Below are 18910 nucleotides of genomic sequence, written 5' to 3' on the forward strand. Positions count from 1 at the left end.
TTGTATTGAACTGCGCGATCGCACTTGAATCTAACCCTGCCTCAAATCTTCTGAAGAATTAGTGCCTCACTCAAGGCGATCGCATTTTGAAGAGCGTCGTTAGTCAAGTCGAGCATCTTCTCCTCCATTTTGGCTAAGCGATCGCGCATTTTGCCTAACACTTCCCGATGTGCTTTCATTTTGCACATCGGGAGGAGACTCTCCTTGTTTTAGCGTCGCCAGTTTTCTCATCCGGGCTAATTCACTCTCAACGTCCTTCCAGACATTGGCTTCTCTGACTTTCTGCTCAATGGTTTTGTGACGTGACTGATTTTCCAAAGTGACAGTGGATTCCGTTAGCTCAGTTTATCGAATTTCTTGGAATTTCTTAGGGTTGGGTGGGATTATCTTGAGTTTGCACAATCCGCGAGTTTTCCCCAGCCGAAATTGTCGATTCGTTTTTGGTTGACTGAGCAAGTCCTGCTGCACCCGCGATCGCTGTACCTGCTAGTCCAAATCCAGCCGACCATCTGCCATCATCAAGATTGGGTGTCACTAAAACCGCAACACCAATTACTCCACCAATAGTTGCTAAAAATACAGGAGTCAAAGCCCGACTTGTCTCAGCGTTCATCGTCGTAATCGTTAATTTTCTTGTAAAAGTCAGCTTTTCAAAGAGAGCTTTCATCACTTATCGCTAGGATTTTTGAGATTTACGCAAGTGTTTTAAATTACTTGGTACTCTGCTTGAAAAGCTTCTTTTCATAAGAGCAACTACACCTTAAGGAATGGTTTTATCGTGATGAATTGTCTTGACTCGGATTGAACCGTGCAGGTCGAAATTGTCATCTTTGAGAATCTCTAGCAAGGCATCGCAACGATCCACTGATTTTGCCCATACTTCTCGAGTTTTGGGATTATGTGCGTGTTCCAAAACTTTCCGGCGTATCTTGATAAAAGCCTCTAGCCATTCTTTTTCATCAACGCCCGTCTTAGGGGTACCGCCCACTTGCTTTTGTGTACGCTTCAGTATCGCCGGTAAGCCATCAGGGTCATCTCCTTCCCCATGTTGGATAATCGTGTCATATACTGCGGCTCTTGCCAGGGCTGTGCTTAATCCCGCATTGTTTGAAAGTTTCACTGAAGGTTGATAGTATAACCTGTCATTAACCTCATCTTGAGCTGCACGAAATTTGGAATCCTTGGCGGCTTTCTTCCAAGCATTAATAAATCCATCCAGACGGCTAGTATTGCCACTTATGTTCTTAGCTAGGCGTTTAAGTTCTGGCAGAAACTTTGCTAAGACATTATCTGGCACATTCTCGCTATAAAGCTCTACGACATCCAAAGCATCCCCCCATTGAGTGGTAAAACCAGCTCGTCCGCAAGTGATACCTCTGTCATCGGTGAGTTCCTCGGCATAATGGTATTGCAGCTCAATGTCGTCAAACTCAAAAATACTAGTAAACTGCTCCGCACGGCGCTTCTGTTCCGGAGTTAGTCCACCACTAGCCGACGGCGGGGTAGTCTGCCCATTCGGTAGGCAGATTTCCTGACCCTCTTGCAAATTCTCAGCTTCCTTTTCTGTGAATGGGGTACCATCAGGCTTCATAATTTCATGCCAACGGTTCCCCTCACCTAATTCGCGATCGGCAATATCAAATAGTATGTCGTCTGCCTTTATGGTGTAGGAACTACCGATTGTACAAGTCATAATTTACCTAAACTTAGTAGGGTTTTTGCCTAGAGGACTGATGCCCTCCTTCTGATTCTTGATAGGTGTCAGTGAAATCAACTGATGCACTTCGTGAGATAGAAATGGGAAAGAGTTTCAGCTAGCTGTAGTAGCGCGGCAAGCTTAATTTGCTGGGTTAGGGTAGAGACGACGTAATTTGACCCTTGCATCCTTTGTAGTGAAACGCCACTGCACCTTCCTCGGAGCTACCGCCTTGGGAATTTGGCACTTGATATCAGCTTCCACAACACGATTGAGATAATTGTGCCGAGTGAGGTTACTGTCCTCGACACTCAGCCGACACGACATCCAATGTCGCCTGGGACAAGAGATTAAGCTTAGGTATTCTGCAACCCTAACTAAACAACAACTGATCACCACTGTTTGAGTTGAGTGTAGCGCGGCGGCTTTGATGTCAAATCTACAGAAATTGCGATCACATTCCATGACACAATAACTTTTTAGAAACCCTGTTCTGATAACTTTATGGGTTCTAGACCGCTCGGCGCTAAAGATTTAGCGCTCTCTAATCCGCTGCCGCTTACTCAGCACCCGGCGGCAGTTTACCTTGCCCTTTTAGCGACTGGCTCTCGCTCGACGATGCGGCAGGCTCTTGATGCGATCGCTTCTCTTCTTACTGATGGTCAGTGTGAGGCGATGAGCTTGGACTGGGCAGCACTACGGTATCAGCATACGGCGGCAGTTCAGACGGCACTTTCAGAGCAACACTCTCCGGCGACAGCGAGAAAGATGATGTGTGCCTTGAGGCGGGTACTCACCGAAGCGGTGAGACTAGATTTGATGGAGGCGACTGACTATGCCAAGGCTGTGGACTTACCGAAAATAAAGACGACGACTAAACTTAGAGGTCGTGCTTTGAGTGCTGCCGAGATTACGGCTTTGTTTGAGGTTTGCCTTAAAGACCCAACTCCGGCGGGTAAGAGAGATGCTGCCTTGATGGCGATTTTAAGGGGAGCGGGGTTGCGGCGAGCTGAGGTGGTTCACTTGGAGTTACGGGACTTCAACGCTGATGCTAGGGCTTTGGAAGTTCGGGGCGGCAAAGGGGGTAAAGACCGGACGGTGTATCTTCCTTCTTCGGCGTGTGAGTTGGTAACTGATTGGCTGCCGCTCCGGGGGAATGAACCCGGAGCGTTATTGTATCCCGTCACCAAGGGGCGACGGCTACTCAAGCGACACATGACTCCCCAGGCGGTGCTGATGATTGTTCGCAAACGCGCTCTAGAAGCTGGAGTGACTTCGTTCTCTCCTCATGATTTCAGGAGAACGTTTTGCTCGGATTTGCTTGATGCTGGAATTGATATTGTTACGGTAGCGAAACTAGTGGGGCATTCCAGTCCGGTAACAACGGCTAAATATGACCGCCGGGGAGAGGAGACTAAGCGAATGGCGGTGGAGCGGTTGGAGATTCATACGAATAGGAGTCGAGAGGCTCAAGGGGAGTGAACAACACTCAGCTGAAATTTTGTGATGTACAAACGGATCAAGAGTCGGGGTTAATATTAACGAAGCGGCTAGGCTAGCGCTCAAGTCCCTTTGACAGGAATTACCAGTAAATCAATCATGGCGCGGCAACTTTTAGAACTGGATACGGAGGATGGCGGCACCATTCTCGTAGCTATAGATGCACCGGAGGATGCAGTTGGTCGGGTATCTGCTCCTGGAGAAACACCTGTTAAGAAACTGGATCAGAGCTTTGAGGTGGTGCAAGCTTTAATTGTGCGAGGATGCCGTCCGCTCACTAGAGCCTTTAGGCAGCTACATCAAGAAACTCAAGCGACGAGTGCAGAAGTTGAATTTGGGGTCAGCTTTAGTGCCAAGGGGAATGTTTATCTGATGGAATCCTCTGGGGGTGCGACGCTCAAGGTTAAGGTGACTTGGAATATGGCAAGCCAGCCGAACTCATAATGACGCTGTATGAGTTGGGAACTGGTTAAAACTTGTACAGTTGCGATTGCCGCATTCGCGGCACCGCCAAGGGCGATCGCCTCTTCCGAAGAGGGCAGAATTTGGGGGACGGGCTTTTTCATCTCACCAGAAGGACATTTACTCACTTGCGCTCATGTTGTAGAAGATGCAGGTGGGTGGGAACAGGTGCGGGTTAACGGTCAACCTGTGAGTTTAGTGTATTTAGGCGATCGCACTCAAGATGATTTTGCCATCTTACAGGTATCAGACTACCAAGGGCAGGCAGTCCCCCTGTCCCTGACTTTTGAGCCGATGAACCGCTTTCTCAGTATCGGCTATGGGCGTCCTGACTTTCCAGAGGGAGCCTCGATTGATGGCACGATTACCGATCTCAATTCCCAATCGAATTTTGGGAATCTGCCGATGCTACGGTTGCGAATTAAGGCGGATGCTCAACGGGTACAGGGGGGCTATAGCGGTTCGCCTGTGTTTGATGCTGAAAGTCAACGGGTGATTGGACTGATTGCTGCCTTTGATTATACAGAAGGTGCCCTCGCTGTCCCCTTGGCGACGGTACTCCAAAAGTGGTCGAGTTTAGAACGATTTCTCAACCCCCAACCGACTGTGCCACCCTTGGAACCAACGGGTCAACGTGCCAGAGTGTTTATCAGCTATCGCAGCCAAGACCCAGATTTAACGCTTGCCCAGCAGTTTTATGAAGGCTTGAAAGCGGCGGGACATGAAGCCTTCATGGCAGGGGAGAGTATTCGACTGGGTGAAAACTGGCCGGAGCGGATTGATCGAGAATTAGAGCGGTGCGATTACTTTTTGCTGCTATTGTCTGATAAATCAGCAACCAGTGAGATGGTAACGGAGGAGGTGCGACGGGCGAGGGAACTGCGCGAGCGCCGTTCGGAACATAAACCGATAATCCTACCGATTCGGGTCAATTTTCCTATAGATTCCCCTCTAAATTACGACCTGCGAGGCTATTTGCAGCGGATTCAGCAGCGGGAATGGCACTCGCCTGCTGATACTCCGGTGATTTTGCCGGAAATTCTGAGTTTGTTGGCATCAAGTGAGGCACCAGCCCCAGCAGAATCTCCAGAAATAGCACTGCCTGTGGTGGACAGCCCTGAGCGTCCACCTTTACCAGTAGCAGAGCCGGAAGTACACAGAGAACCAGGGGGGTCAGTCCCTCTCACGTCTAGTTTATACGTGGAGCGACCACCGATTGAAGTGGACTGTTACGAGGAGATTTTGCAGTCTGGGGCACTAATCCGAATTAAAGCGCCCAGGCAAATGGGTAAAACTTCGCTGATGGCAAGGATTCTTAATCATGCTAAAGAGCAGGGCTATCAAACGATACCGATAACCTTGCAGCGGGCAGATAGTGCGCTTTTGAGCGACCTGGATCGATTCTTACGCTGGTTTTGCGAACAGGTGGGTCGCCGACTGAAAAAGTTGAATCAGTTAGAGGAGTATTGGAGTGGGTATGGCAGCAAGGATAAATGTATTGCCTACTTTGAGGAGTGTTTGTTAGAAGAACTCGATACTCCTTTGGTCATTGGTTTGGATGAAGTTGATCGGGTTTTCCCCCATCGGGAAATTGCTGATGACTTTTTTGCCCTGCTGCGCTCTTGGTATGAGTTTGCTCGGTATGGCGATATGAATAGCGAACTCTGGGAAAAACTCCGATTGGTGGTGGTGCATTCCACCGAAGTTTATGTACCCCTGGATATTAATCAATCACCGTTTAATGTGGGAACGAATATCGAGTTACCGGAGTTTACCTCAACTCAAGTACAAGATTTGGCAGGGCGTTATGGGTTGAGTTGGTCAACTCATCAGGTTGAGCAATTGATGACACTGGTGGGAGGTCATCCCTATTTAGTGCGAAAAGCTCTCTATCATATTCGTCGTCAGGATGCAATCCTAGAGGAACTAGAGCAAACGGCTCCTACAGAAGCGGGAATTTACAGCGACCATCTGCGGCGACACTTGTGGAATCTTAGACAGTATCCTTCGTTAGCCCAAGCGTTTCGTCAGGTTGTTATAAAAAATAAACCTGTGGAGCTTGATGCGGAGTCAGCCTTCAAATTAGACAGCATGGGGCTAGTCACGCTTCAAGGTAATGATGTGACACCGCGCTGCGATTTGTATCGATACTATTTCCGCGAGCATCTGGGGAATCAAAAGTGATATGAGTACAGCACCCAACCCGGCATATAAGTATCAATTCGGAGGGAGTTTAGAGAGGGATTCTCCTACTTATGTGGTGCGGCAGGCTGATGAAGAATTCTATCAAGCTTTGAAAGCTGGGGAGTTTTGCTACGTCCTCAATTCGCGCCAGATGGGCAAGTCCAGCTTGCGGGTGCAGACAATGCGGCAGTTGCAAGGAGATGGCATTGCCTGTGGTGTTATCGATATTACCTCGATTGGGAGCCACGATATTACTCCAGCCGAGTGGTATCTGGGTGTCGTTCGCCGATTGGCGCGAAGTTTGGGACTCAAAATTAAGGTAATCCAGTGGTGGAATGAGCGGGAAGGGCTATCGCCGACACAACGCTTGGGTGAATTTCTCGAAACTGTGCTGCTGGCAGAGATTCCTCACAATATTGTCATCTTTATCGATGAAATTGATAGCATTCTCAAGCTTAGTTTAAAGGATGATTTTTTTGCCCTGATTCGGGTTTGCTATAACGAACGTGCAGACAATCCAGAATACCGACGCCTTACTTTTGCGCTGCTGGGAGTAGCGACACCCTCAGATTTAATTCAGGATAAAACCCGCACGCCATTTAATATTGGCAGCGCCATTGAATTGCGGGGGTTTCAGTTGCAGGAAGTGCAGCCGTTAGAACGGGGATTACAGGGGAAGGTGGATAATTCCCAAAAGGTTTTCACGGAAATATTAGCCTGGACGGGAGGGCAACCGTTTCTGACTCAAAAGCTATGTCAACTGGTTCTCTCATCTCCATTTACGATTGCCTCTGGTAGTGAAGCTGAGTTGATTGAGGAATTAGTGCGATCACGCATTATCGAAAACTGGGAATCTCAGGATGAGCCGGAGCATTTGAGGACGATACGCGATCGCATTTTGAGCAATGAGCAACGGGCTGGATATTTGCTGGAACTGTATCGGCAGATTTGGAACACTGGAGAAGTTACCGCTAACAATAGTGAAGAAGAAGCCAGATTGCAGCTTTCGGGGTTAGTCGTCAAGCAGGCAGGAAAATTAAGGGTTTACAACCGGATTTATCGGGAGGTGTTTGACCAAAGTTGGATTGAGCGAGCGTTAGGGAATCTGCGTCCATACTCCGAGGTGTTTAGAGCTTGGGTAGCTTCAGATTCTCAGGATGAATCCCGACTGTTGCGCGGTGGGGCATTGCAGGAAGCTCAAGCTTGGGCTAGAGGGAAAAATTTAAGCTATCTCGATCAGCAGTTCCTAGCTGCTTGCGAAAAAAAGGTGATTGAAGAGCGGATTGCCGTAGCAGATAGGGAAGCGGAATTAGAGCGGGAACGCAAGGATAGGGAAGCGGCAGAACAGAGAAACCAAGCTCTCGTTGAGGCGAATCGGAAAGCACAACAGCGTATTGTCATTGGGTCTGTTGTATTAGTCACAACTTTACTGGTCGCCGTAATTTTAGCAATCTTAGCAAGGAGGGAAGTTGTAAAAGCGGAAAGTGTAAAAAATATCTCACGGTTAGCTCAAATCGGTGGAACACTCCAAGATATGGGACTAGCTTCTGAGGCCAATGAGGCATGGAATCAATCAAGTCGAGCGCTCGACATCCCAAACGATAAACTGAGACAAGCTATGCTATTCGCTTCTACTTCCTTAGCCCATCAACAACTCGGACGACAATATGAGGAAAGTGACGAGCAGAGCGAGGCTGAGAAACAGTGGGATGAGGCGGAAAAAACACTTAAGCAAAGTCTGACGCTGTTGTCTTCACAAGCAAATATGAATGTTCCCGAACAGTGGGCAATTCGCGTCCACGTCAAGAGAGTTAAGGGGAATTTGCGTAGGCAACAAAAGAAGACTCAAGAGGCATTAGAAGCTTACACGGAAGCATTCAATACCCTCAAGGAGGCAGGGAGTAAACTACCACCAGTTGATAGAGATACAGAAAATCCAATCTATGAGTTTCTTCCTGAGAAACAGAAAATTCTCTCAGCGAGCGCTGTGGAAAATCTACATCGAGAATTCCTCGAACTATTGCCCCAAACATCAAGTCCAGACAAGCAACGGAAAATTAACGAGGTTAGGGAATCTCTTAAAGCTCACTTCTTCGCTGAACTTAACTACTTAATGAGAGTCAATAACTGGAGAGAGGCTGATAGAAAAACTGTTCAAACTATGCTCTACATAGCAGACAGAGAAAAACAAGGTTATCTCGATATCGCAGATATCAAAAAATTCTCCTGCCCTGCTCTTCATACTATTGACAAGCTTTGGGTGGAACGCTCACAAGGAAAGTTTGGTTTCAGCATACAAAAGCATATTTTGGACAGCTTCCTCAACCAACCAAGGCACTACGATTGGCGCTACGATCAAATTCATGGGGAAGCTTGGGATAAGTTTTTGCGTAAAGTGGACTGGCAGAGGATCAGCTCAGAACGAGATATTATTTATAACAAAAAAAAGGCAACAAGTGGACACCTGCCTTGGGAGGGCGGCAATACGGCAGTGGTTGCGGAGCGCTGGCGGGTCGGAAACCGTGGAGGATGGAGGGCGGAAGTAACTTTTTCTCTCGCGTTGCGACTTGTAGAATGTAATATATAAGCCTTCCAGCCTTCTGTAAAAATTCCTTAACAGGGAAAATGAGCGATTTTAATTGCAAGAGAATGATCGATCGCAAGTAATGGGTTTCCAAGGCAAAGTAAGGGAGCGATCGCATTGCTGATGATGAATTGTTTCACTAATAGAGGTATAGTCTGAGCAGAAACACTCGGTACGGCGATCGTTGACTGTTGTTATTTCACTGTTCAATCAAGCGGGAGGCGTTGGAAAGTCAACGCTCACCCAAAATCTTGGCTATCACCTTTCCCAACGCGGTCATAAGGTTTTGTTGGTAGACATGGACCCCCAAGCTTCCTTGACGACGTTCATGGGGTTGGAGCCTGCGGATTTAGAGAAAACGCTCTACGATGCCCTAGTGTCTCTTGAAGAGGAGCCGATAGCGCTCCACTCCAACTTGCAGGGTATGGATTTAGCTCCTGCCAACATTGACCTGGCTAATGCGGAACAAGAACTAATCTTTGCCGAACTTCGGGAATTTCGGCTGAAAGAGGTACTGGCTCCCCTGTTGCCTAACTACGACTTCATCTTGATTGATTGTCCCCCCAGCTTGGGGATATTGAGTCAGATTAGCCTCGTTGCCTCGACTCATGTCTTAGTCCCAATTCAGTGTCAGTTCAAAGCCTTGAAGGGGACTGATTCGCTGTTGAAGACGGTGGCACGAGTGCAGCGCAAGCTCAACCGAACCCTCAAGTTCGCGGGGTTTTTCCCGACGATGTACAGTGTGAGTAACTCTCTCGACCAGCGCACTTTACAATCTATCTCGGAACAACTCTCAAGCCTTGCACCAATATTTCCCCCACTGCCCCGTGCGACAGCGGTGGCGGAAGCGGCTGAGTATGGGAAGCCTTTAGCGCTTTGCCCTAACAAAAATCAAGCTATCCTACGCCTTTTTGATGAGATTGCCCAGCAATTGGAGTGTTTACTATGAGTCCCCGACAACGTACCCAACCCCCCGCTGACCGCTCAAAGCTTAAGAATGTGGCTCTCTTTAGTGAAGAGGAAGAACCAACAGTTCCTTCCACGGTTTCCCTCGACCAAATCATCCTACCTCCCAATCAGCCCCGCCGCTACTTTGACCCCCAAGCGATGCAGTCTTTGGCGGAGTCGGTGAAGAGCGAAGGGATTCTCCAACCCCTACTCGTTCGACCTGTAGATGAGAAGTATGAGGTGGTGGCGGGAGAGCGACGCTATCGGGCGGCTCTTGAGTCCGGATTAACCGAAGTGCCGGTGACGGTTCGGGTAATGACTGATGACCAGGCGGTTCAGTATGCTCTCGTGGAAAATTTGCAACGGGAAGACCTCAATCCGATTGAGGAGACGGAAGGGATACTCAGCCTTCTTGCTTTCCGTTTGGGCTGTGACTTAGAGGAGGTCACCTCGAAGCTTTACCGGATGGAAAATGAAGCGAAAGGGAAAGTTACCCGAAATGTTTCGGGTAAGGAGGAAACCGAAGCGATCGAGCCGGTGTTTACCTCTTTGGGGCGAATGAACTGGCTGTCGTTTGTCCGGACTCGCCTCCCACTGCTCAAACTGCCGGCTGACATTTTGGACGCTCTACGGGCTGGTCGCCTTGAGTACACCAAAGCCAAAGCGATTGCACAAATTAAAGACGAAGCTGAACGTCAAAGGCTTCTGTCAGATGCGATTCATGATTTCCTGTCCTTGAGTCGAATTCGAGAGCGGGTCAAAGAGGCAAAAGTGTCGTCGAGCGAACCTCCAACTCTAGCTGAGCGGATGGGAGCCACTTATAAATTGGCTAAGAAGCAAAAAGTTTGGGATGACCCGAAAAAGCGTAAGAAACTGGAATCTTTGCTGGGTCAGATTGAAGCATTGCTCTCTAAGGCGTAAAGGTAGATCTCTTTTTTTCCTTGAATCGTTTTGGTCTTACGAGGTGCGATCGCTTCCTTGGGAACGTGGCTAGATTCTAGAGTTTATTTGTTATATCTGTTATATTTCCGTTGCCGTTAGTTTGGCTTTAGGTCATCTAACCGCAATTAACCGATACCTCACAATATTACAAGACTACAAAATAGTTCGGACTCGCCTCGCTCACACTAACCAGCGACGGCAAGTGATCGTGATCACTCTGAATGGATGAAGGGTTCAGCTATGTTGGGGCAATGAAGCTGGACGCACGTTTAGCGAAGCTGAGGTTAAACAGTTAGCCAAAGCTTTGCTAGAAATCCTGATGTACCTGCACACTCGGCAACCACCTGTTATTCACCGAGACATCAAGCCCAGCAATATTTTATTGGGAAGGATGAGAGACGGCATTTCTTTTAACAATATTCCTTACACGGAGCTACTTTCTCATTAAATGGAAACCCTAGACTTGCTTCGCTCTGGAGAGTTAGCCGGGAGCAAACGACTCAATATATCTTGCGGACTCACTCAATTTCCCTCAGAGATTTATGCTCTTGCCGATTCCTTAGAAATCTTGGATCTATCGAATAACCATTTAAAAACCTTACCCGATGAGTTTGAACGATTAAAGCGCCTCAAAATTGTTTTCTTTACCAACAATGATTTTGAGGAAATTCCAGAGGTTCTTTCACACTGCCTTGACCTCAAGATTGTGAGTTTTAAATCCAACCAGATTGCGAGTGTTGGCGAGCAGACCCTACCACAAAAGCTCCGCTGGCTGATTCTCACTAACAATAAAATTGAGAAGCTACCCACTTCCCTGGGCCGCCTGAGCAATTTGCAAAAGCTGATGCTAGCTGGCAACCAGCTTCAGTCGCTCCCAGAGTCAATGGCTTCTTGCCAGAAATTGGAACTCATACGGCTTTCGGCAAATCAGCTCACTGAGCTGCCCCCTTGGTTGTTCACCCTGCCTCGCCTGTCTTGGCTGGCTTATGCTGGCAACCCCTTGTGTAATAGAGACACTACGACAAAGCGAGTACTTCGAGACATTGATTGGTCTGAGCTGACGCTGGGGGAAATCCTTGGGCAAGGGGCGAGTGGGGTGATTTATCAGGGGCTTTGGACAACCCAGCTTGCCCAACAAGAGGTGGCGCTCAAAATCTTCAAGGGTGAAATCACCAGTGACGGGTTACCGGCTGATGAAATGGCGGCAAGTTTGGCGGCTGGGTACCATGACAATCAAGTTAACGTGCTAGGCAAGCTCAGCAACGAACCCCAGGAGAAACTTGGGCTTGTGTTTTCGCTCATCCCTCCCCATTACAAAAACTTAGGGCAGCCGCCAGACTTTGACACCTGCACAAGAGATACCTACAGTGCTTCCACCTCGTTCTCTTTGCCTGTCATTTTACGCATTGCTCAGGGCATTGCCTCGGCGGCGGCACACCTTCATGCCAAAGGCCTCATGCATGGTGATCTCTATGCTCATAATATTCTGGTGGATGAAACGGGTCAGAGTTTGCTGGGAGACTTTGGAGCCGCCTCTAAATATGACAAGAGTGATGGGGTGATAGCGCAAGCGCTAGAACGATTAGAGGTGAGGGCGTTTGGGTGCTTACTTGAGGATATGTTAGACCGTTGCACACTCCAGGAGGAGTCTTTGCACTATAAAGCCGTGGAGAGTCTTCGTTGCTTACAGCAAGAGTGTCTCAAGCCAGTTTTATCACAGCGTCCTCAGTTTACAGAAATCAGCGAGCGTTTGACTAGTGTTGAGCGACAGGTTTATGGCACAGCCTAACAATTTGACAATGACTAATTAAATGACTAGGTGACCAGTTAGTGTTATTGCAGCCTTACTGAGATCGGCATTCTTCAAGTCAGCTCCATCACTTAGGCAGGTAACTTTAGCGCTCGCACGCTCGATTGACACAGAGCGTTTGTCACTCTCGAAGTTTTTGTGACACAACCATAAAGTTTAGACTATTAAGAACCCTTAGACGAATCGGAGGCACCATGCCGACCTATCGCTCCAAAACCTCCACCCACGGACGCAATATGGCGGGTGCCCGTGCGCTCTGGCGTGCCACCGGAATGCACACCGAGGATTTCGAGAAGCCCATCATTGCCGTCGCCAACTCCTTTACCCAATTCGTACCTGGCCACGTTCACCTCAAGGATCTGGGTCAATTGGTATGCCGTGAGATTGAATCCGCCGGTGGTGTCGCCAAGGAATTCAACACCATCGCTGTGGACGATGGCATTGCCATGGGCCATGACGGGATGCTCTACAGTCTGCCCTCGCGCGAAATTATCGCCGATTCGGTCGAGTATATGGTCAACGCCCATTGTGCCGATGCCCTGGTCTGCATTTCCAACTGTGACAAAATCACCCCCGGTATGTTGATGGCCGCCTTGCGTCTCAACATTCCTACAGTATTTGTCTCCGGCGGTCCCATGGAAGCGGGCAAGACGAAGCTCGCAGACCACAAACTGGACTTGGTGGATGCGATGGTGGTTGCCGCGAACGACAGTATCAGCGACGAGGTTGTCGAAGAGTATGAGCGTTCCGCCTGCCCAACCTGTGGCTCTTGCTCCGGTATGTTCACCGCCAACTCTATGAACTGTCTCACCGAGGCGATTGGTCTCTCCTTACCGGGCAACGGCACCGTACTCGCGACCCATTTCGACCGTAAGGATCTATTCCTCAACGCGGCGCGAACCATTGTCAGCATTACCCGTCGCTACTACGAGCAGGATGATGACTCGGTACTGCCGCGCTCCATAGCCAGTGTCAAAGCGTTTGAAAATGCCGTGATGCTGGACATCGCTATGGGCGGCTCGACCAACACCATTCTCCACTTGCTAGCCGCTGTTCATGAAGCCGGTGTCGATTTCACCTTAGCTGACATTGATCACCTCTCGCGTAAGGTTCCCCAACTTTGCAAGGTGGCACCGAACACCCCCAATTACCATATCGAGGATGTCCACCGTGCTGGCGGCATTCCCGGACTTCTCGGCGAGTTGGAACGTGCCGGATTGCTCCACACGGACGTGCCAACGGTTCACAGTAAGACGCTCAAAGAAGCACTCGCTCGCTGGGATGTCATGCGTACCGATGACGAAGCCGTCCACACCTTCTTCAAGGCGGGTCCTGCGGGGATTCCAACTCAGCAGGCGTTCAGTCAATCGACCCGTTGGCCCTCACTCGACCTGGATCGGGAAAACGGCTGTATCCGCAATATCGAACACGCCTTCAGCATCGAGGGTGGACTGGCTGTGCTATACGGCAACCTGGCTGAGCGCGGTTGTATTGTGAAGACGGCCGGCGTAGATGAAAGTATTCATGTGTTTGAAGGCAAAGCGCGCATTTATGAAAGTCAGGATGCCGCTGTCAAAGGAATTCTCAACGATGAGGTGGAACCGGGCGAGGTGGTGATTATTCGCTATGAAGGTCCGCGCGGTGGGCCTGGGATGCAAGAAATGCTCTATCCGACCAGTTACCTTAAATCCAAAGGTCTGGGCAAGGTTTGTGCCTTGTTGACCGATGGTCGCTTCTCAGGCGGTACTTCGGGTCTCTCGATTGGTCATGCCTCTCCGGAAGCAGCGGCGGGTGGCAACATTGCTCTGGTCAAGGGTGGCGATCGCATCCTAATCGACATCCCCAATCGCCGCATCAATGTGGAGCTATCGGCAGAGGAATTAGCCAACCGTCGTGTGGCAATGGAAGCGTTGGGCAAAGATGCCTGGAAGCCGACACAGCCCCGTCAGCGTCGGGTGAGTGCGGCGCTCAAGGCTTATGCACTGCTGGCGACTAGTGCGGATCAAGGCGCGGTACGAAACCTGGAAATGCTCGAATAGAGAAATACGCAGAAGACTTGGGATGAAAATGAGCCGAGCTTCAGCCAACACACAAGTCAAAAGTCCTCGTAGGTAAGTTCTTCGTTTGCCCAGTTGGTTTCTTCTAGAAATTCTCTAAAGGTAGTCAGGAGTCTGGGAAACTCCTCTTCGCGCAGGTGATTAACATCGGCTTGATAGCCCTGATGGCGATACCACTGAATAAGATCGAACAGTTGCTTGCGAAATAGAAGTAAAAATATCCAGGGAGGAATTTCTTTGTGGACGACTGGTCTTCCCTGGACTCTTGAAAATTCCTCCGCCATCTGTTTTGGGGTCAACACATCTCCGGCTAACTCAATCTCTCGACTAATATACTTCGAGGGATGCTGCATCACGTAGGCAGCAACGCGCCCCATATCCTTTGTTGTGATCAGGTGTAAAGGCTTGTCAGGCTGAACAGAGAAGGGAAAGGAACCCTTTATAATGGACGGTCGCGTATAGGGCTTCCAAAACTCTTCCATGAAAAGGCTTGCTCGCAGCATCGTGGTTGGCAAGCCAGTCTGTTTGAGGATTTGCTCTACTTTGTACTTCTGCTCAATGTGGCTGATGCCAGAATTCCGCTCTACCCCACCGGAGGAGTTATAAACGAAGTGGCTAATGTTAGCTTGCTTCGCCGCTTGTGCAACTCGCTTCGCCCGTTCAATTTCTCGTGGATCGGGCGAAGCATAGTCCCCAGAGGTAGCATGACAGTAAACAGCTTTAATCCCGGAAAAAGCGGCTGAGAGTGAATTCTCATCATCTAGGTCAGCTTCAACCAGTTCAACGCCTGCATGAGTCAACCTGGATAGAGAAGGACGCTCAAGGTCAATTTGGCGAGTAATGGCACGTAGGTTACTCACATTTTGTTCGAGAAATCCTTTAACTACATTTGCGCCTGTACCTCCCGTCACACCAATCAGCAGAACTTTGCCAACTTTTATCTTTGTCTCACTAGAGGAATCTGACGAGTGGTTCATACTAAAATTGCACCAATCAACAGTTGGGTCAGGTTTTCATAGGGCTACGCCTACGCGCTTGAAGTAGTCCACATTGAGAAATTGAGAGTACAATTCTTTGATGCGCTCTGGCGACAGGCGCGTTTGTCTGTATGTCTCTCGGTTTGACATTGCCTCCAGCCAAGTGTTGAGGTGTACTCGCGCCGAATTTTCAATTTCAAAGTCCTTCCAGGCAGACAGCGCCACGTTCATCCGCTCAAAGAAGGGCATGAAGGCAATGTCCACAAGGCTTACGGTTTCTCCCAAAAAGTATGGACCACCCGAAGCTTCAATAGCCGCATCGAGAAGGAGGAGTTCCTCCTCTAAGTGTGCCCGTAGCTGGTCATCTTTAGCCGCGTCTTCTGTACGTTTGTGAGAAAGGTAGCTGTAGGAGAGCTTGACCAACTTGGAGTCACAGCGTGTCATGAGTATCCTTGCTCGCGCTCGTGCGGCTAGCTGTGATGGCATCAGAGTCCCCCCTTTGCCGCCAAACACTTCGCACAAGTACTCGTTGACCACCAACGATTCGTAGACTACCGTCTCCCCATGCTTGATTACGGGTACGGTTCCATTGGGATTTAGGGCGCAAAACCACTCGGTTTTGTTGTCTTTGCCTAGCGAAATTTCCTGATACTCAAAATCGACCGAGAGTTCAAGCAGTGTAATCCAACTGCGCTGGGCATACGGGCAGTTGCGGTTGGCGTAAAAAACTAACGGTGTCGTCTCGTCCATCGGTCAATCTCCATTCACTCGCTTTTTGTCAAGGTCAGTAGACCGAAAACTTTGGCGTTCGCTCCATCAACACTCAAGGGTATTGACGTAAGTATATAACTGGCGCATCCGGGCAGAAACGACATTTATGTCGCCGTTCCCCCGCAACTAACCCCACACTATAGATAACCTCACTTATCCATTATTCAAGGGCGAGGCAAAGTAAGGAAAAATAAAACACGTATCCTTCTTGAAGGCTAGCAATTAGCGCTCACATTCCGGTATTTTGGCTCTCATTGGGATGTACCCCTTTTAATTCGATTTACCATCGCTGCCAAAGTATTCCCGATAGGCACAAATTTGGTTTCCACGAACATCAAAAGAAACGGCAATTCGGTTTTTATAGGGTTCTCCCCTCAGCCATCCCTCGTCCCTGAACTCGAAAACAACAGTCGTCTCACTACTGGTAACGCGCTCAAGCGTGACTGATAGCCCTGGCTTAAAAGCCTCAGAAGCATACTCGAAGAATTCACGAGCTCTGTGTTTTCCGACATTCAAACCGTGGTAGGAACCGACGGGAAACCAAAAGGTGAAATCTTCGCTAAGCATATCCAAGAATGGGTTCCACTCGCCTGTTGCTAGACCGTGAGTGAAGTGCGAAAAGGCTTGATGAGCAACTTCCACTGTCGTTTGTTGCATTTGTCCCTTCTTAACTATCTCCTGAGCACCGCTTTTATGGCTTTTCAATCAAGTTCTGTAACTAGAGCTTTTGGAAGACGTACAGATCCTGTGTGTCGAGAATATACTGACAATTGCTCATCTTGCCAGAGTTTTGCTAGAGTACCTATACTTCGTCGCCAAATCAAGCTAAGTCCTCGAAGCACCAACTATCCCTAGAGGAGTTTGTTGAAGGCGATAAGTAGCTGAACACTAGGAATTTTTGGGCGCTTCTTTTTAGCCCGTTTCAGATGTGCCGACAGCGTTTTGAACTGTATGCAGACAGCTACCGCCCGTCTCACTTTTACCTGCCAATACTAGGAAGAGAAGGTAAGATAGAGCGCAAACACTTATCCTTTCCTCAGCGAGAAACTATTGAGCGTTTAGCCAAGTTGGGCATCATTTGAACTATGGGTGCAAAGATTGAAGTTCGCAACCCGCGAACGGGAAACATTGATTATTGGATTGCGCCGCCGACATGCGAGCAGCTTACTGAGCAGTGTACCCGATTGCGCGAGGCTCAAATCGATTGGCAGCAGGGAGGTTTAGAGCCGCGAATTGAGACGTTGCAACAGTGGAAACAAGTGATACTCTCAAAAAAAGATGAGATTACTAAAGCTTTAGTAAGCGACACAGGCAGATTATCTGTATCCATCCTTGAAATTGACTCGTTCATCTCCAGCATTGAGCGCTGGTGTTGCTTAGCACCAGACTTGTTGGCAAAAGAGGATGAAAAAGCAACAGCCATTCCCTTTATCCAACTGCAACAGGAATTTGTTCCTTATCCCTTAGTTGGTGTCATCAGCCCCTGGAATTTTCCGCTGTTGCTTTCTACGATTGATATGATTCCCGCCTTACTAGCAGGTTGTGCAGTTGTTGTAAAACCTAGCGAAATTGCGCCTCGTTTCATTCAACCCCTGGTAGAAACAATTGCCTCCGTTCCCAATTTACGAGATGTTTTAGCCTATGTTGAAGGGGCTGGCGAGATAGGGGAAGCGTTAATTGAATGTGTGGATTTAGTCTGCTTTACTGGCAGTGTGGCTACGGGTCGAAAAGTAGCACAGACAGCAGCTAAGCGGTTCGTTCCGGCTTTTTTAGAATTGGGAGGCAAAGACCCGGCTATTGTTTTATCGTCAGCCGATTTAGACAAGGCAACCTCGGCAATCTTATGGAGTTCAGTCGTCAGCACTGGGCAATCTTGCCTCTCAATCGAGCGCATTTACGTGGCAGAATATATTTTTGAGTCGTTTGCTCAGAAGCTGGTAGAAAAAGCACAACGCCTGCAACTGGCTTATCCGTCTGTTGAAAGTGGAGAAATTGGTCCCATTATTGCCGAACGACAAGCGGATATTATTGCCGAACACCTACTTGATGCACTTGAAAAGGGGGCGGTTGTTCACTGCGGAGGCAAGCTTGAAGACTTAGATGGGGGGTTATGGTGCCGTCCTACAGTCCTTACCCAAGTTAACCATTCCATGAAGGTGATGGCGGAAGAAACCTTCGGACCGATTATGCCCGTGATGCCATTTTCCACGATTGAGGAGGCGATCGCATTAGCAAACGATACCATCTACGGACTCAGTGCGGCTGTGTTTGCCGGTTCGCAAGCCGAAGCCTTAAACGTAGCACGCTGTATTGATGCTGGTGCCATCAACATCAACGACGCTGGATTAACCGCATTAATACATGAAGGAGAAAAAAACGCCTTCAAATTTTCTGGCATGGGGGGTTCGAGGATGGGGGCGGCTGCACTCAAACGATTTATGCGTAAAAAAGCTTTTTTGGTTAAAACTGGGTCGGTTCCTGACCCTTGGTGGTTTAATACTCAGTAATTTAGAGTAATTGTTTTTAATCGGGTATTAGCTGATAAGCCAACAATCCAACGATTCAAAAGCAAACTAAAATACTTCACCCTAATAGGCTGTCACTCCGATATCTGAGTTAGAAGCACTCTTTGATAGCCGCTCTGACATCGAGATGACTGCTGACTTAGAAGATAACGGTAGTGACATCGCTTTGACTGCACAGCCGCTAGAGCTTCCTGATCTCAGCACTGATAGCCTCAAGGTAGCCGAGCTAACCCCCCTACCCCCCGCACCTAAAACCGCTGTCTCAGCTCGCCTTAGCCAAACACCTGAGCTGTCGGGACAAAGTTGTAGAGAGGGCAACACAAGCAGGGCAGGGAAGCTTCGCCTGAGAGCGCAACCCGGACGGCGTGGACTTAGGAGGGCACCGGGGGACGGGGCACCTGCTGCGGTTTACGCCCCTTTAGTGAGCTGAACCGAAAAAGCGATCGCAACCTGG

The 18910-nt window shown here is 48.9% G+C and carries 16 protein-coding genes and 1 pseudogene; 11 read left to right on the plus strand and 6 right to left on the minus strand.

Features of this window, described 5'->3' with window-relative positions; all coding sequences use genetic code 11:
* Window positions 1–99: 99 nt before the first annotated feature.
* The 3 genes from AC5JL3_RS06745 to AC5JL3_RS06755 all read right to left on the minus strand — a co-directional run bounded on the left by AC5JL3_RS06745 (window position 100) and on the right by AC5JL3_RS06755 (window position 1693).
* A complete protein-coding gene (locus AC5JL3_RS06745; protein ID WP_496073744.1) occupies window positions 100–318 on the minus strand; it encodes a hypothetical protein in 219 nt (72 codons plus the stop codon).
* Between the two features lie 49 nt (window positions 319–367).
* Window positions 368–667 (minus strand): hypothetical protein, encoded by a 300-nt coding sequence (locus AC5JL3_RS06750; RefSeq protein WP_496073745.1) that lies wholly within the window; start codon window positions 665–667, stop codon window positions 368–370.
* Between the two features lie 93 nt (window positions 668–760).
* Window positions 761–1693: a chitosanase gene (locus AC5JL3_RS06755; protein WP_496073746.1), complete on the minus strand. Its 933-nt coding sequence runs from the start codon at window positions 1691–1693 to the stop codon at window positions 761–763.
* Between the two features lie 507 nt (window positions 1694–2200).
* Between AC5JL3_RS06755 and AC5JL3_RS06760 the strand changes: the two genes are divergently transcribed.
* From AC5JL3_RS06760 to ilvD, 9 genes and pseudogenes are all read left to right on the plus strand, one after another.
* Complete coding sequence (locus AC5JL3_RS06760) at window positions 2201–3178, plus strand: tyrosine-type recombinase/integrase (RefSeq protein WP_496073747.1); 978 nt, start codon at window positions 2201–2203, stop codon at window positions 3176–3178.
* A gap of 117 nt (window positions 3179–3295) precedes the next feature.
* Window positions 3296–3640, plus strand: a complete 345-nt coding sequence (locus AC5JL3_RS06765; protein ID WP_496073748.1) for a CU044_2847 family protein — start codon at window positions 3296–3298, stop codon at window positions 3638–3640.
* A 9-nt stretch (window positions 3641–3649) separates the two neighbouring features.
* Complete coding sequence (locus tag AC5JL3_RS06770; RefSeq protein WP_496073749.1) at window positions 3650–5842, plus strand: AAA-like domain-containing protein; 2193 nt, start codon at window positions 3650–3652, stop codon at window positions 5840–5842.
* A gap of 1 nt (window position 5843) precedes the next feature.
* Entirely contained in the window at window positions 5844–8429 is a 2586-nt protein-coding gene (locus AC5JL3_RS06775; protein ID WP_496073750.1) for an AAA-like domain-containing protein, read from the plus strand.
* Window positions 8430–8610: 181 nt separating this feature from the next.
* Window positions 8611–9375, plus strand: coding sequence for a ParA family protein (locus AC5JL3_RS06780; RefSeq protein ID WP_496073751.1), 765 nt, complete (start codon window positions 8611–8613; stop codon window positions 9373–9375).
* The gene (locus tag AC5JL3_RS06785) at window positions 9372–10295 is read left to right on the plus strand and encodes a ParB/RepB/Spo0J family partition protein (protein WP_496073752.1); all 924 of its coding nucleotides are present in this window, start codon (window positions 9372–9374) and stop codon (window positions 10293–10295) included. The genes AC5JL3_RS06780 and AC5JL3_RS06785 overlap by 4 nt, the downstream gene beginning before the upstream one ends.
* Before the next feature lie 295 nt (window positions 10296–10590).
* Window positions 10591–10764, plus strand: a pseudogene (locus tag AC5JL3_RS06790) (protein kinase domain-containing protein); the annotation flags it as partial.
* Window positions 10765–12105, plus strand: coding sequence for a protein kinase (locus AC5JL3_RS06795; RefSeq protein ID WP_496073753.1), 1341 nt, complete (start codon window positions 10765–10767; stop codon window positions 12103–12105).
* 215 nt (window positions 12106–12320) lie between these two features.
* Window positions 12321–14165, plus strand: a complete 1845-nt coding sequence (gene ilvD / locus AC5JL3_RS06800; RefSeq protein ID WP_496073754.1) for a dihydroxy-acid dehydratase — start codon at window positions 12321–12323, stop codon at window positions 14163–14165.
* Between the two features lie 56 nt (window positions 14166–14221).
* On the opposite strand, the gene AC5JL3_RS06805 is transcribed toward ilvD, so the two are convergent.
* From AC5JL3_RS06805 to AC5JL3_RS06815, 3 genes are all read right to left on the minus strand, one after another.
* Entirely contained in the window at window positions 14222–15160 is a 939-nt protein-coding gene (locus AC5JL3_RS06805) for an NmrA/HSCARG family protein (RefSeq protein ID WP_496073755.1), read from the minus strand.
* Between the two features lie 36 nt (window positions 15161–15196).
* Window positions 15197–15910, minus strand: coding sequence for a glutathione S-transferase family protein (locus AC5JL3_RS06810; protein ID WP_496073756.1), 714 nt, complete (start codon window positions 15908–15910; stop codon window positions 15197–15199).
* A gap of 291 nt (window positions 15911–16201) precedes the next feature.
* Window positions 16202–16588 carry a nuclear transport factor 2 family protein gene (locus AC5JL3_RS06815; protein ID WP_192221263.1) on the minus strand — a complete coding sequence of 129 codons (387 nt, stop codon included), beginning with the start codon at window positions 16586–16588 and terminating at the stop codon, window positions 16202–16204.
* A gap of 428 nt (window positions 16589–17016) precedes the next feature.
* On the opposite strand from AC5JL3_RS06815, the gene AC5JL3_RS06820 reads away from it, so the two are divergent.
* Together AC5JL3_RS06820 and AC5JL3_RS06825 are read left to right on the plus strand one after the other, a co-directional pair.
* Window positions 17017–18438, plus strand: coding sequence for an aldehyde dehydrogenase family protein (locus tag AC5JL3_RS06820; RefSeq protein ID WP_496073757.1), 1422 nt, complete (start codon window positions 17017–17019; stop codon window positions 18436–18438).
* A gap of 145 nt (window positions 18439–18583) precedes the next feature.
* Window positions 18584–18886, plus strand: a complete 303-nt coding sequence (locus tag AC5JL3_RS06825; protein ID WP_496073758.1) for a hypothetical protein — start codon at window positions 18584–18586, stop codon at window positions 18884–18886.
* Window positions 18887–18910 lie beyond the last annotated feature (24 nt).

The sequence above is a fragment of the Symplocastrum torsivum genome (genome assembly GCF_059505465.1).